We start from the raw sequence: 14,470 nt of genomic DNA on the forward strand, positions 1-14,470 counted from the left end.
GGGAGCCGCTCTGTGACCCTGCACGCCCCCGGTCCCGGCCACCGGCCGCGCGCGGCCGTGGCCATGTCCCCTGACGCGGCCGCGGCCGTCCTCGACCCGGAGTCGCTCGCCGCCCTGCGCGACCTGTGCGACCTCGCCCCGCTCCCCGTCCTCGACGACCTGACCACCCCGCGGGCGAAGGCCGTACTGGCCGACGTCGAGCTGCTGGTCACCGGCTGGGGCTGCCCGCCGCTGGACGCGGAGGCGCTCCGGTCGGCGCCCCGGCTGCGGGCGGTCGCGCACACCGCGGGCAGCGTCCGCGGCATGATCACGGACGCGTGCTGGGAGCGCGGCGTCGAGGTGTCGTCGGCCGCCGCGGCCAACGCCGTCCCGGTGGCCGAGTACACCCTGGGGATGATCCTGCTCACCGGCAAGCGGGTCTTCGAACAGGCCCGTGACTACCGGGAGTCGCGGCGGCGCGGCCCCTGGCTGCGCACCCCGCGCGGGGTCGGCAACCACCGCCGTACGGTGGGTGTCCTGTCGGCGTCGCTGATCGGCCGCCGGGTCATCGAGCTGCTCCGCCCGCACGACGTCGAGGTGCTGCTGCACGACCCGTTCGTCTCGGACGCCGACGCCGCCGCGCTGGGCGCCACGCGGGTGGAGCTGCCGGAGATGTTCGCGCGCTGCGACACCGTCAGCGTGCACACCCCGCTGCTGCCGACCACCCGGGGCCTGGTGAGCCGGGAGCTGATCGGCGCGATGCCCGCCGACGCCGTGCTGATCAACACCTCGCGCGGTCCGGTCGTCGACCAGGACGCGCTGACCGACGCGGTCCTCACGGGCCGGGTCCGGGCCGTCCTGGACGTCACCGACCCCGAACCGCTGCCCGGGGACCACCCGCTGTGGGAGTGCGAGAACGCGCTGATCACCCCGCACCTCGCCGGTTCCCTCGGCAACGAGTGGCGCAGACTCGCCGACCTGGCCGTCGGCGAGATCGCCCGCTGGGCCGCCGGCTCCGGTTTCGCCCATCCCGTACGACGCGAAAGGCTGGCCTTCCTGGCATGAGCATCCCGTTCGAACTGCCCGCCGAAGACCGTACGGTCAGCCCGTACACCGGGTACACCCGCGCCCACTGGGAGGCGGTGGCCGACGGGCTGCTGGCCGCCGCGTGGCGCTGGGGCACACCGGGCGGTGCCCTGCTCGACCTGCCCGGCCGGCCCTCCCGCTCCGGGGTCCGCTCGGACGGTCTTGAGGGGTACGCCCGTACGTTCCTCGCCGCCGCGTTCCGGGTCGCGGGCGCGGACGGCGACGACCCGCACGGCTGGCTGGAGCGGTACGCCGGCGGTCTTGCGGCCGGCACCCGCTCCCCCGGCCGCGACGACACCGAGTCCTGGCCGCTGATCCTCGACCACGACGTGCAGGGCCAGCCGATGGTCGAGTCGGCGTCGGTGGCGCTGGGCCTCAGGCTGACCGCGCCCTGGCTGTGGAAACACCTCGACGAGGGGGTGCGGGACCGCGCGGAGGAATGGCTGCGCGGGGCGCTGCGGCACACCCCCGCGCCGAACAACTGGTATCTGTTCCCGTACACGGTCGCCGGGTTCCTGGAGTCGGTGGGGCGCGGCGACGCCGAGACGGCCCGCGTGCGGCAGCGCGCCCTGGAGCTGCTGGAGGGGTGGTACCGGGGCGAGGGCTGGTACGCCGACGGCGACGGCCGCGCCTTCGACCACTACAACGGCTGGGCCCTGCACCTGTATCCGGTGCTCGACGCCCACCTCGGCGGCGACAGGGAGGCCGCCGGGCGGTACGGCGAGCGGCTCCGCGCCCATCTCGACGGCTTCGGGCTGCTGTTCGGCGCGGACGGGGCGCCGCTGCACTTCGGCCGGTCGCTGACGTACCGCTTCGCCGCGTCCGCCGCCGTCGGCCTCGGCGCGCTGACCGGGCACACCCCGCTGTCGCCCGGCACCTCGCGGCGGGTGGCCAGCGGCAGCCTGCGGTACTTCCTGGACCGCGGGGCACTCGACGACGACGGCCTGCTGAGCCTCGGCTGGCACGGCCCGTACGACGCCACGCTCCAGCCGTACTCCGGTCCCGCCTCCCCCTACTGGGCGTCGAAGGCGTTCGTGTCGCTGCTCGCCCCGGCTCACCACCCGCTCTGGACGGACGTGGAGGAGCCGGCCCCGGTGGAGGCGGCCGACCGGGTGGTGGCGCTGCCCGCGCCGGGACTGCTGGTGCAGGCGACGCGCGGCGACGGGATCGTCCGGCTGCACAATCACGGCACCGACCACGTCCGGCCGCACGAGGGCGAGTCGGCCGCCGAGGACGACCCGCACTACGGGCGCCTCGCGTACTCGACCAGGACCGGGCCGACGGCCCGCGAGAACGTCGCCGACAACCACCTCGCCGTGGAGGTGGCGGGCCGCACGAGCACCCGGCGCCGCGTCCACCCGCTGGGTGCTGGGCACGGCGACGGCTGGGGCTGGGCGGCCTCCTGGCACCGGCCCGTCTTCGCCGCCGGACCGCCCATGGTGCCGGGGCTGCGGGTGGAGAGCGTGACCGTGGCGGTCGGGGCGTACGAGCTGCGGGTGCACCGGGTGGTGGGGGCACCGGCGGGGGCACGCGTCCGCCAGACCGGGTGGGCCACCGGTCCCGGCGAGGACCTCGTGTCGGAACTGCACGCCCTGCACGGCTTCGACCCGGAGGCCGGGCGGGTCCGGGCGCCCCAGGGCACCGCGTACACCAGGTGGGCCGAGGTGCCGCGGCTGACCGGCCCGGCGGACGGCACCGGCGTGCACGTCTGTCTGGCGGCGCTGACGGACGGGACCACCGCGGGCCCGGCGGCGGAGGCGGTCGCGTCCGTGGCGGCCGACGCGACCGGCACCGAAGTGACCTGGTCCGACGGCGGGGCGCGCACCCGGGTGTCGTTCGACCCGGTCCGGGTGACGCACGGATAGCGGCAGCACGGTGACGAGGGGCGGTCCGCGTGCGGGCCGCCCCTCGCGCGTGCCCGGTGGGCGTCCCCCGCCCGCCCCCTTCCGGTCGCGGGCCGGGCCGGGGGCGGAGACGCTGATGGTGCACCGTGTCACGAGGAAGCCGGGAGCCGTCATGAGGAAGTCGTCGTACGCGCTGGCCGCGGCCCTGGCGGTCGCGGTGGCCTGCTCCGCCCCGGCGGCGGGCGCCGCACCGGAGCGGGGGACCGTCCTGGCGCCGGCGGACGTCAGCCCGGCCCAGTGCCTCGCCGGCGGCGGCATTCTGCGCGTCAGCGCCGACGGCCGGGGCGGCTTCGTCAAGACCTGCCAGGGCGGTACGCACGACGGCGAGAACCTGGTCTGAGACCGCCGGGGTCCGCTCACGGAGGCCGCTTCGCGCCTTCTCGGCCCGGCTCCACGAAGACAGCGGTTAACGAGGCGGCCCGGGGTACCCGCCGCGCGCGGCCGAGGACCCGTGGCCCTCCGCCGACACCACAGCGGCCGACCGGCCGGAACCGGAGGAATGAGGACGTATGAGCGAGGCCAACCCCCTCAAGCGGGTAGCCCACAAGGTCAGCGAGGCCGTGCGGGGCGACGGGCCGGAGGACGGCATCCCCGGCAAGCCGGGGCCGGAGTCGCCGTCGGTCGCCGAACCCACCGAGCCCCGCGAGCCGCTGCCGCCCAAGCCGGACCAGAGCGGCCCGGACACCGTGTCCCCCACCGGCCAGCCCACCGGCGCCGACCAGGCCCGCATGGCCCAGTCCGGGGCGTACCTGACCGACGCGCAGGGCACGCGGCTGTACGACACCGACCACTCGCTCAAGGCCGGGCCGCGCGGGCCGGTGCTGCTGCAGGACCACCACCTGCGCGAGAAGATCATGCACTTCGACCACGAGCGCATCCCGGAGCGCGTGGTGCACGCGCGGGGCGCCGGGGCGCACGGCACGTTCCGCAGCTACGGCTCGGCGGCGAACGTGACCAAGGCGGCGTTCCTGACGGCGGACGAGGAGACGCCGGTGTTCGTGCGGTTCTCCACCGTCGTCGGCTCGCGCGGCTCCGCCGACACGGTGCGCGACACCCGTGGGTTCGCGACGAAGTTCTACACCAGCGAGGGCGTCTTCGACCTGGTCGGCAACAACATCCCGGTCTTCTTCATCCAGGACGCCATCAAGTTCCCGGACGTCGTGCACGCCGCGAAGCCGCACCCGGACCGGGAGATCCCGCAGGCGCAGAGCGCGCACGACACGTTCTGGGACTTCGTGTCGCTGCACACCGAGGCCACCCACCACACCCTCTTCTTCATGGGCGACCGGGGCATCCCGCGTTCGTACCGGATGATGGAGGGCTTCGGCGTCCACACCTTCCGGCTGGTCAACGCCGCGGGTGAGACGACGCTGGTGAAGTTCCACTGGAAGCCGAAGCTGGGCACGCACTCCCTGGTCTGGGACGAGGCGCAGCTCATCAACGGCGTCGACCCCGACTTCCACCGCCGGGACCTCGCCGACGCGATCGAGGCGGGCGCGTACCCGCAGTGGGAGCTGGGCATCCAGACCTTCCCCGACACCCCGGACCAGATGTTCGAGGGCATCGACCTGCTGGACTCGACCAACCTGGTGCCCGAGGAGCTGGCGCCGGTACAGCCGGTCGGGCTGCTCACCCTGGACCGCAACCCGTCGAACTACTTCGCCGAGACCGAGCAGGTGGCCTTCCACGTCGGCCACCTGGTCCCCGGTATCGACGTCACCGACGACCCACTGCTGGCGGGCCGGCTCTTCTCCTACCTGGACACCCAGATCACGCGGCTGGGCGGGCCCAACTTCCCGCAGCTGCCCATCAACCGGCCGCACGCGCCGGTCAACGACATGCTCCGGGACGGCATGCACCAGACGGCGGTGCACCGGGGTGTGGCCCCCTACAAGCCGAACTCCCTGGACGGCGGCTGCCCGTTCTTCGCCGGCGCGGACAGCGGCGCGTTCGTCGAGGTGCCTGCGGCGGTCCCGGAGGGCCGCAAGGTGCGCGAGGCGCCCGAGTCGTACTCCGACCACTTCAGCCAGCCCCGACGGTTCTGGCTGAGCATGAGCCCGGTGGAGAAGGAGCACATCGTCGGCGCCTACACCTTCGAGCTGGGCAAGTGCTACGAGCAGGCGGTGCGCGAGCGCACGCTCCAGGTGCTGGCCAACATCGACCCCGAGCTGTGCGAGCAGGTCGCGACGGGGCTCGGCCTGCCGGCGCCGAAGCCGACCGTGCCGCTGGCCGACGTCCGGCCGAGCCCGGCGCTGTCCCAGGTGGGCGGTACCTGGCCCACCGAGGGCCGGATGATCGGCATCGTGACCGGCGGCGACGACATCGAGGGTGTCACCGCCGTGCGCGAGGCGGTCCTCGCCGCCGGCATGGTGCCGCTGGTCGTGGCGCCCACCGGCGGCAAGCTCGGCGACGGCGCGCTGACCGTCCAGCGCACCTATGTGACCGCGCGCTCGGTGGAGTTCGACGCCGTGCTGGTGGCCGGGGTGCCCGGCATCGGCAGTGACGCGTACACCGCGCGGGACGCCAAGTCCGACCCCGCGCCGGCGGGCCCCGCGACCACCGACCCGCGGGTGGCGCTGCTGCTGTCGGAGGCGTTCCGGCACGGCAAGGCCATCGGCGCGTGGGGTGGCGGCGAGGCGGCCCTTGAGGCGTCCGGTGTGCCCACCGACGCCGCGGGTGTGGTCCTCGCGACCTCCGGTACGGCGGCGCTGGAGCAGGTGACCGGGCTGCTGGGCAGCCACCGGGTGTGGGAACGCTTCACCACGCAGGTCTGAGCGGTTCAGTACAGGACACGCAGCGCGCCGGGCAGGACCCGGGCCGTGACGGGCAGTACGGCGTCGACCTCTCCGTCGGCGCCGTACGGCACGTCGCGGTCCGCTTCGATGCGTATCTCCCGGCCGCGCAGGACACGCACCTGGGGGCGGTGCACGTGGGTGCCGGCGTCGAGTTCCCGCATCAGGGCGAAGAACAGTCTCCGCGGGGTGTGCCGGATCAGCACGACGTCCAGCAGGCCGTCGTCCACGCGGGCACCGGGGGCGATGCGGCGGCCCGAGCCGTAGTAGCCGGAGTTGGCGGCCACGACGGTGTAGCCGCGGCAGGCGTGCTCCTCGCCGTCGACGGTGACGCGGTAGCCGGCCGGGCGCCAGGTGGTGACGGCGCGCAGCGCGCCGGCGTAGTAGGAGGCGGTGCCGCGCAGCAGGCGGGCCCGGTTGGCGTGCCGGTTGGCGAGCGCGTCGACGCCCGCGTAGACGCTGCCGAGGACGACGGTGCGGTCGTGCACGGCGGAGACCAGTTCGACGGTGTCGACCGGGCGGGGTTCGCCGTGCAGGAGCAGCCGGGCGAGGGCGGCCGGTTCGGCGGGCAGGCCGAGAACGCGCGCGAAGTCGTTGCCGCGTCCGGAGGGGACGAGACCGAAGAGGGTGCCGGTGCCGCTGAGGGCGCCGCCGACGGCCCCGGCGATGCCGTCCCCGCCGACGGCGAGCACGGCCCTCCCCCGGCCGCCGGCCCGCCGGGCGACTTCCCCTGCGTGCGCGAGGTCCCGGCTGTGCTCGACCTCGAGCCCGGCCCCCGCCTCCCGCAGCAGCCGGGCCACGCGGTGCAGCGCTCCGCCGCCGGTGGCGGAGCCCGCGGTGGGGTTGACGACGGCGGTGAACTGTCGCATACGTGATGCCTCCCGGCCGGAACGAACCTCAGGGACCTGACGCACCGGAGCGTTTTCTGGGACGCACGGTGCCGCACAGTTCTCTCACGAGGTTCCGGGCCGGGAGGCGGCGGGCTGGACCCTGGGCCTAGCGCTGCGGCGTCGAGGGGCCGTCCCCGCCGCGGAGGACCTTGCCCACTTCCGCCTCGACCTCGCGCGGGGTCTGCCCGCGCTCACGGACGTACTGGGCCAGCGCGGTGCGCCAGTCGCGGTCGAGGTCGCGCCACGCCCGCACGGCGGTCTCGTAGGTGTCCGACTGCCGCGGGGTCCACTGCTGCTGGGTGGGCGGCCCGTACGAGTCGCGCAGCTGTTCGACCCGGTTCTCCGCCAGGTCGGCCGCGCGCCGCTTGTGCACGAGCTCGTCGAATGTGTGAGCCACAGTAAAAGACCCTAATCACCGCTCGGTTCCCGCGCGCGTCGAGCCGGTCCTCCACATGTTGCCCACCGAGGGCTCCCGGAGCCTTAACATCATGGTCACCAACCATGGCCGGACCTGCACGAGAAGTGAGGAAGCGTGTCGGACACCGAGGGAGCGGCGGTGCCTGAGCGGCTGCTGATCACCCGTACCACCACGGACGACGATGTCTGCGTCGTCACCCTCGCGGGTGAAGTGGATCTCGACGGCAGCACTCAGCTCCGGGACGTACTGCTGTCGGGGCTGGAGGGGTCCCGGGGTGCGGTGGTCGATCTGGCGGACGTGGCCTTCATGGACTCCAGCGGCATCAACGTGTTCATAGCCGCGCACCAGGCGGCGGAGGCCGGCGGGAGCTGGCTGCGGCTCGCCGCCCCGCGCTCGGCGGTCCGGCGCGTGCTCCAGCTCGTCGGGGTCGACGCGCTGATCGCCTGTTACCCGACCCTCGACCAGGCCCTCGCCGACCGCTGAGCGGCCCGGCGGAAGAAGAGGGCGGCACTCACGCCAGGGGAAGGCGCGCGTACACCGTCTTCCCCTGCGCGTGCGGCTTGGTGATCACCTCGTCGCAGAGCCGCGTCACGATCTCCAGCCCGTGCCGTCCCACCCGCAGGGGGTCCCGGGGCAGGAACGTGGGGAAGCCGTCCCCGGTGTCCGACACCGCGATCTCCACCTGGTCCTCGACCAGGGTCAGCGTCAGCCGGCAGGGCCCCGGCGCGTGCCGCAGGGCGTTGGTGACCAGTTCGCTGGCGACCAGCCGGGCGGCGTCCAGGAAGCCGGCCGACATCGGCACGCCCGCGTCGCCGAGGCGCCCGACGAACCCGTGGACGATGTCGCGGGACGCGGGGATCATCGCCGATCCGCCCCTGAGGTCCACCTCCGTGGACAGGACTGACGGATCCGCGGCATCGGGTCTGCGCGCCGGAGTCATACAGAGCCTCACCGTCCGGTCCGGGGCCGAGTAGAGGAAGCAGCAGGAGCCCGCGGCACCTCACGATACGCATGGAACGGGCCTCCGCGATTCGCTTGCCGTCAACTTGTGCCCCGTCGGCGGTTTTTCGGACACCGCGCGGACACCTGCCCCGGGGGCGTTCCGGCGGCGTCCCGCGGGCGGCCCGCGGGCGGCCCGCACGGGTCGGCAGGCGCGCGCTCCCGCACGGTCGGCACGCGCGCACTGTTGACATGCGCACACCCCGGCGGGACGCTGAGAGCGCTCTCAACAGGTCCGTACCAAGCACCCCTTACATCCTTCCCCCCACGCTCCGAGGCCCTGTTCCCAGGGCCCGTACGGAGGTTGCGCATGTTCAGACGTTCCCCCGGACGACTCCGGCGCCGGATCGCCGCGACGGCGACCGCCCTGGCCACCGCGGTGGCGGGCGCGCTCCTGGCGGCCGGCCCGGCCGTGCCCGCCGAAGCCGCCGTTCCCGCGACGATCCCGCTCCAGATCACCAACAACTCGGGCCGCTCCGAGCCGGTGTACCTCTACAACCTCGGTACCGAACTGTCGTCGGGCCGGCAGGGCTGGGCCGACGCCAACGGCACCTTCCACGCCTGGCCGGGGGGCGGTTCCCCGCCCGTTCCGGCGCCCGACGCCTCGATCGCCGGACCGGGACCCGGGCAGACGACGACCATCCGGATCCCCAAGTTCTCCGGCCGCGTCTACTTCTCCTACGGGCAGAAGCTGGTGTTCCAGCTCGCCACGGGCGGTCTGGTGCAGCCCGCCGTGCAGAACCCCAGCGATCCCAACCGCGACATCCTCTTCAACTGGTCGGAGTACACGCTCAACGACTCCGGTCTGTGGATCAACAGCACCCAGGTCGACATGTTCTCGGCGCCGTACGCGGTCGGCGTGAAGGGCTCCGGCGGGGCCACCACGACCACGGGCCACCTGAAGTCGGGCGGGTACAAGGGGTTCTTCGACGCCCTGCGCGCCCGGTCCGGCGGCTGGTCCGGGCTGATCCAGACCCGCGCGGACGGCACCGTGCTGCGGGCCCTGTCCCCGCTGTACGGCGTGGAGACCGGCGCGCTGCCCGCCTCGGTCATGGACGACTACATCAACCGCGTCTGGCAGAAGTACGCCACGACCACGCTGACGGTGACGCCCTTCACCGACCGGCCGGACGTGAAGTACTACGGCCGCGTCTCGGGGAACGTCATGAACTTCACCGACTCCTCGGGCGCCGTCGTCACCAGCTTCCAGAAGCCGGACGCGAGCAGCGTCTTCGGCTGCCACCGGCTCCTCGACGCCCCCAACGACCAGGTGCGCGGCCCCATCTCGCGCACGCTGTGCGCGGGCTACAACCGGTCCACGCTGCTCACCAACGCCAACCAGCCCGACACCTCGGGCGCCGGCTTCTACCAGGACGCGGTGACCAACCACTACGCACGCGCCGTGCACGAGCGGATGGCCGACGGCAAGGCGTACGCCTTCGCCTTCGACGACGTCGGCAACCACGAGTCGCTGGTCCACGACGGCGATCCGGCCACGGCGTACCTGACGCTGGACCCGCTCGACTGACCACCGCCGCCACACGGGGCGCGCCGGCGCACGGCTGACGCGCGGGCGCACCCCGAGGCCACCCGGACGGGTCAGGAGGCCGTGCAGGCGCCCACCGCCGGCACGGCCGCGCTGCCGTTCTTGGCGACCGTGAAGCCGAAGGTGGTGGACGCGCCGGCCGCCAGACTGCCGTTCCAGCTGGGCCTCACCGTCATGACGTTGCCGGTGGTGTCCCACGTCGGCGTGGAGTTCCAGGTCGCGGTGACCTTCTGCGGCGACGTGAGGGTGACGGTCGTCGTCCAGGTGCTGATGGCCGTGGTGCCCGCGGTGATGGTGACCTGGCCGTTGTAGCCGTCGTTCCACTGCGCCGAGGTGGCGTACGTGGCCGTGCAGGCCGCCGTTCCACCGCCGCCACCGCCACCGCCGCCCGAGCCGCCGAGAGCGGTCAGCACGGCGTCGTAGGCGGGCTTGGCGGCGTAGTTCGCGTCGAAGAGCAGCGGGGTGCCGCCGCTGCGCCAGGAGTACTTGTCGGTGACGCCCCAGACGGTGATGCCGGTGCAGCGGCTCACCGCCAGGCAGGCGCCCACGACGTTGCCGTAGGCGGTGGCCTGCGCGGTGCCCGAGCCCTCGATGTCCAGCTCCGTGATCTGCACGTCGACGCCGAGGTCGGCGAAGCGCTGGAGGTTGGCCTGATAGTCCGAGGGGACCGGGGAGGCGCTGTTGAAGTGCGACTGGAAGCCGACGCAGTCGATGGGGACGCCGCGGGCCTTGAAGTCCTTGACCATCGCGTAGACCGCGTTGCTCTTCGCGTTGGCGCCGTCGGTGTTGTAGTCGTTGTAGCAGAGCTTGGCGGCCGGGTCGGCGGCGCGGGCGGTGCGGAACGCCTCCTCGATGAAGCCGTCGCCGAGCTTGTCCTGGAAGGGCGAGCTGCGGCGGGCGCCGCTGCCGCCGTCCTGGAACGCCTCGTTGACCACGTCCCAGGAGTGGATCTCGCCCTTGTAGTGGGTCATGACCTGGGTGATGTGATTGTTCATGGCGGTGCGCAGGTCCGCGGCGGCGAGGGAGCCCACCCAGGACGGCAGTTGCGAGTGCCAGACGAGGGTGTGGCCGCGGACGCTCATGCCCTGGCCCCGGGCGTGGTCGACGACCTGGTCGGCGGAGGTGAAGGTGAAGCTGTCGCGGGCGGGCTCGGTGGCGTCCCACTTCATCTCGTTCTCGGGCGTCGCGGAGGTGAACTCGCGGTCCAGCGTGGCGGCGTACGCGGACTCGCCGAGGTGACTCGCCGAGACGGCGGCGCCGAAGTAGCGGCCCTTGCCGGCCGCCGCCGAGCCGAGCGTGTCGGCGGCCTCGGCGGTGTGCGCGGCGGCGGTCAGCGCGGTGGCGGCGAGGAGACCGGCGGTCGCCGCCCTCAGTAATGATGTCAGGTGCATGACATACACACTCCCGTGTGAGGCGGACGAGATTTGTTCGAAAGTTTCGCGCTGTTTACCGAATGGTGCGGAGGAGATTACGGACTGGCCCGGGTGGGGTCAACGCCCTTCACAGCACGGCCCGTTCACCCGTACAGACGCATCTCGCCCCCGTGGAGCCGAGGGCCCCGAGGCGCCCCGGCGGGCATCCGCGTCCCGCCCGTCCCGGAGATCGCCTCTCGCCTCACGCGGCGCGGCAGTGTAGACATGGGCACATGGTCCGACTCCCGGGCGGATCGAGAGCCCGGCCCACGCGTAGCCCCGGCCGGCCGCTCCACGCCCCGGCGCCGGGGGTGCGCTCCGCGCTGTCCCGGCGCAGCCTCGCCGGTCAGGTCTTCGTCCTCCACGTCGTCATCGTGCTGCTGCTCGTGGTGGCCGCGGTGGTCGCCCTGGTGCTCCAGGGCCGCAACGACAGCGACACGGAGGCCCGCAACCGGTCCGTCGCCGTCGCCGCGACCTTCGCCGAGTCCCCGGGCATCCGCGAGGCCCTGCGCTCCCCCGACCCCACGGCGGTGCTCCAGCCCCGGGCGACGGCCGCGCGCGAGGCGTCCGACGTGGACTTCGTCGTCGTGATGAACACCGACGGCATCCGGTACACCCACCCCCGGGCCGACCGGATCGGCCGGAAGTTCGTCGGCACCATCGCCCCGGCGCTCGACGGACGGACCGTGATCGAGGAGGTCGAGGGCACCCTCGGGCCCCTGGTGCAGGCCGTGGTGCCGGTCGAGGCGGCCGACGGGACCGTGATCGGCCTGGTGTCGGCCGGCATCACCAAGGACAACGTGAGCGGCGCCGTCGACCGGCAGCTCCCGCTGCTGCTGGCCGCCGCCGCGGTGGCGCTCGTCCTCGCCACGCTGGGCACGGCCCTGGTCAGCAGACGGCTGCTGCGCCAGACCCATGGACTCGGGCCGAACGAGATGGCCCGGATGTACGAGCACCACGACGCGGTGCTCCACTCCGTACGGGAGGGAGTCCTCATCGTCGGCGGCGGGGGCACCCTGCTGCTCGCCAACGACGAGGCGCACCGCCTCCTCGACCTGCCCGCCGACGCCGAGGGACGCCGGGTGACCGACCTCGGCCTCGACCCGGGCACCGCGGAGCTGCTGGCCTCCGCCCGGGTCGCCACCGACGAGGTGCACCGGGTCGGGGACCGGCTCCTCGCCGTCAACCAGCGCCCCACCGACGTCCGGGGCGGACCGCCCGGCAGCGTCGCCACCCTCCGCGACTCCACGGAGCTGCGCGCCCTGTCCGGCCGCGCCGAGGCCACCCGGGCCCGCCTGGACCTGCTCTACGACGCCGGGATCGGCATCGGCACCGGCCTGGACGTCACCCGTACCGCCGAGGAGCTGGCCCGGCTGGCCGTGCCCCGGTTCGCCGACTTCGCCACCGTGGACCTCTACGACACGGTGCTGGCCGGGGGCCGGCCGGAGGCGGGCGCCCCGCTGCGCCGTACCGCGGTCAGCGGGACCGTCGAGGACGGACCGCTCTTCCCGCGCGGCCGGCAGATCGACTTCACCCCGTCCGCGCCTCAGGCCGAGAGCCTGCGCACCGGCCGCGCCGTCCTCGAACCCGACCTGGCGCGGGCGCCCGGCTGGCAGGCGCAGGACGGGGAGCGCGCCGCGCAGGTGCTGGCGTACGGCGTGCACTCGCTGATCGCCGTGCCGCTGCGCGCGGGGACGCTGGTCCTCGGGGTGGTCACCTTCTGGCGCGCGGAGCGGCCCGGACCGTTCGACGACGACGAGGTCGCGCTCGCCGAGGAGTTGGTGGCCCGCGCGGCGGTCTCCATCGACAACGCGCGCCGCTACACCCGCGAGCACAACATGGCGGTGACGCTCCAGCGCAGCCTGCTGCCGCGGACGCTGCCCGAGCAGAACGCCCTGGAGATCGCCTACCGGTACCTGCCCGCGCGGGCCGGCGTCGGCGGTGACTGGTTCGACGTACTGCCGCTGTCCGGGGCTCGGGTCGCCCTGGTGGTCGGGGACGTCGTCGGGCACGGGCTGCACGCCGCCGCGACGATGGGGCGGCTGCGTACGGCGGTGCACAACTTCTCCGCGCTCGACCTCGGCCCCGACGAGCTGCTCTCGCTCCTGGACGAACTGGTCGTCCGGCTCGACCAGGACGAGGCGACCGAGGGCGACAGCGCGCCCGTCACCGGCGCGACCTGCCTCTACGCGATCTACGACCCGGTGGCGCGGCGCTGCACGGTCTCCCGGGCCGGTCATCCGCCGCCCGCCGTGGTCCACCCCGACGGGCGGGTGGAGATTCTCGACGTACCGGCCGGACCGCCGCTCGGGCTCGGCGGGCTGCCCTTCGAGACGGCGGAGGTCGAGCTGGCGGAGGGCAGCCGGCTCGTGCTCTACACCGACGGACTGATCGAGGACCGGGAGCACGACATCGACGTGGGCCTCGACGAGTTGCGCGAGGCGCTGGCCGGGGCCGGGCCCTCGCCGGAGGAGACCTGCCGGGCCGTGCTCGACGCGCGGCTGCCGGACCGGCCCGGCGACGACATCGCGCTGCTCGTCGCCCGGACCCGGGCGCTCGGTCCTGACCGGGTCGCCGAGTGGCCGGTGCCGGCCGATCCGGCGGCCGTCGGCGAGATCCGGTCCCGGGTGACGCGGCAGCTCTCCGCGTGGGGGCTGGACGAGCTGGCGTTCACCACGGAGCTGATCCTCAGCGAACTGGTCACCAACGCCATCCGCTACGGCGCCGAGCCGATCCGCGTCCGGCTGCTGTACGACCGCACGCTGATCTGCGAGGTGGCCGACAGCACCAGCACCTCACCGCACCTGCGGTACGCGGCCATGACCGACGAGGGCGGCCGGGGCCTGTTCCTGGTGGCCCAGCTGGCGGACCGCTGGGGCACCCGCTACACCCCGGCGGGCAAGGTGATCTGGGCGGAGCAGCCCGTGCCGTGAGGGGCCCGTGGCCGGGACCGGACACGCGCGAGCCCCGGCACACCCTCACATGTGCCGGGGCTCACCACCGCGGTCAGTGGCGGAACGTGTCCTTGGTCTTCTCCTTGGCCTGGCGGGCGTCGCCCTTCGACTGCTCCGCGCGGCCCTCGGCCGTGAGCCGCTCGTTGCCGACGGCCCGGCCCACCGCTTCCTTCGCCTTGCCCTTGGCCTGCTCGGTCTTGGCCTTGGACTTCTCGTTGGCTGCCACGGTTGTTCTCACCTCTGGAGTCACATCGGTTGCACAGCGGTCTGTTGACCCTGCGGGTTTCCCGCCCTCGGCGCCGCAAACGTCCGGCCCGCCGGGGTGAGCGGCCCGGTGCCGGGTATGCGGACCCCTGCGCGGACGGTGGCCGTCGGCGCCGGGGAGTGCGAGATCGCAGGAGGAAGACCATGGCCGGAATGCTGGAGAGGCTCAAGCGGTTCGCGCGCAGTCCGCAGGGGCGCCGCACGGCGGAGCAGGTGCGGCGCGCCG

Annotated in this window: 12 protein-coding genes; 7 read left to right on the top strand and 5 right to left on the bottom strand. The window is 73.8% G+C overall.

The window, feature by feature from the left end:
- Positions 1-12: 12 nt before the first annotated feature.
- The 4 genes from UW392_RS10515 (at position 13) to UW392_RS10530 (ending at position 5,743) form a co-directional block, all read left to right on the top strand.
- Complete coding sequence (locus tag UW392_RS10515; RefSeq protein ID WP_320774650.1) at positions 13-1,044, top strand: hydroxyacid dehydrogenase; 1,032 nt, start codon at positions 13-15, stop codon at positions 1,042-1,044.
- Positions 1,041-2,930, top strand: coding sequence for a DUF2264 domain-containing protein (locus tag UW392_RS10520; protein ID WP_320774651.1), 1,890 nt, complete (start codon positions 1,041-1,043; stop codon positions 2,928-2,930). Before UW392_RS10515 ends, UW392_RS10520 begins: the two co-directional genes overlap by 4 nt.
- A 151-nt stretch (positions 2,931-3,081) precedes the next feature.
- Positions 3,082-3,309 (top strand): hypothetical protein, encoded by a 228-nt coding sequence (locus UW392_RS10525; protein WP_320774652.1) that lies wholly within the window; start codon positions 3,082-3,084, stop codon positions 3,307-3,309.
- Between the two features lie 169 nt (positions 3,310-3,478).
- The gene (locus UW392_RS10530) at positions 3,479-5,743 is read left to right on the top strand and encodes a catalase (protein WP_320774653.1); all 2,265 of its coding nucleotides are present in this window, start codon (positions 3,479-3,481) and stop codon (positions 5,741-5,743) included.
- 5 nt (positions 5,744-5,748) lie between these two features.
- On the opposite strand, the gene UW392_RS10535 is transcribed toward UW392_RS10530, so the two are convergent.
- On the bottom strand, positions 5,749-6,630 hold the full coding sequence (locus UW392_RS10535; protein ID WP_320774654.1) for a diacylglycerol/lipid kinase family protein: 882 nt from the start codon (positions 6,628-6,630) through the stop codon (positions 5,749-5,751).
- 127 nt (positions 6,631-6,757) lie between these two features.
- Positions 6,758-7,048: a hypothetical protein gene (locus UW392_RS10540; protein ID WP_320774655.1), complete on the bottom strand. Its 291-nt coding sequence runs from the start codon at positions 7,046-7,048 to the stop codon at positions 6,758-6,760.
- 135 nt (positions 7,049-7,183) lie between these two features.
- Here UW392_RS10540 and UW392_RS10545 point away from each other — a divergent pair, with 135 nt between their 5' ends.
- Positions 7,184-7,552, top strand: a complete 369-nt coding sequence (locus tag UW392_RS10545) for an STAS domain-containing protein (RefSeq protein ID WP_320774656.1) — start codon at positions 7,184-7,186, stop codon at positions 7,550-7,552.
- Between the two features lie 28 nt (positions 7,553-7,580).
- On the opposite strand, the gene UW392_RS10550 is transcribed toward UW392_RS10545, so the two are convergent.
- The gene (locus UW392_RS10550; RefSeq protein WP_320774657.1) at positions 7,581-7,931 is read right to left on the bottom strand and encodes an ATP-binding protein; all 351 of its coding nucleotides are present in this window, start codon (positions 7,929-7,931) and stop codon (positions 7,581-7,583) included.
- Between the two features lie 447 nt (positions 7,932-8,378).
- On the opposite strand from UW392_RS10550, the gene UW392_RS10555 reads away from it, so the two are divergent.
- Entirely contained in the window at positions 8,379-9,596 is a 1,218-nt protein-coding gene (locus tag UW392_RS10555) for a glycoside hydrolase family 64 protein (RefSeq protein ID WP_320774658.1), read from the top strand.
- Between the two features lie 71 nt (positions 9,597-9,667).
- On the opposite strand, the gene UW392_RS10560 is transcribed toward UW392_RS10555, so the two are convergent.
- Positions 9,668-11,005: an endo-1,4-beta-xylanase gene (locus tag UW392_RS10560; RefSeq protein WP_320774659.1), complete on the bottom strand. Its 1,338-nt coding sequence runs from the start codon at positions 11,003-11,005 to the stop codon at positions 9,668-9,670.
- 254 nt (positions 11,006-11,259) lie between these two features.
- Between UW392_RS10560 and UW392_RS10565 the strand changes: the two genes are divergently transcribed.
- Entirely contained in the window at positions 11,260-13,959 is a 2,700-nt protein-coding gene (locus UW392_RS10565; protein WP_320774660.1) for a SpoIIE family protein phosphatase, read from the top strand.
- 73 nt (positions 13,960-14,032) lie between these two features.
- Here UW392_RS10565 and UW392_RS10570 read toward each other — a convergent pair whose 3' ends face one another.
- A complete protein-coding gene (locus UW392_RS10570; protein ID WP_320774661.1) occupies positions 14,033-14,206 on the bottom strand; it encodes a CsbD family protein in 174 nt (57 codons plus the stop codon).
- Between the last annotated feature and the right edge of the window lie 264 nt (positions 14,207-14,470).

The organism is Streptomyces sp. CRN 30 (assembly GCF_034105845.1).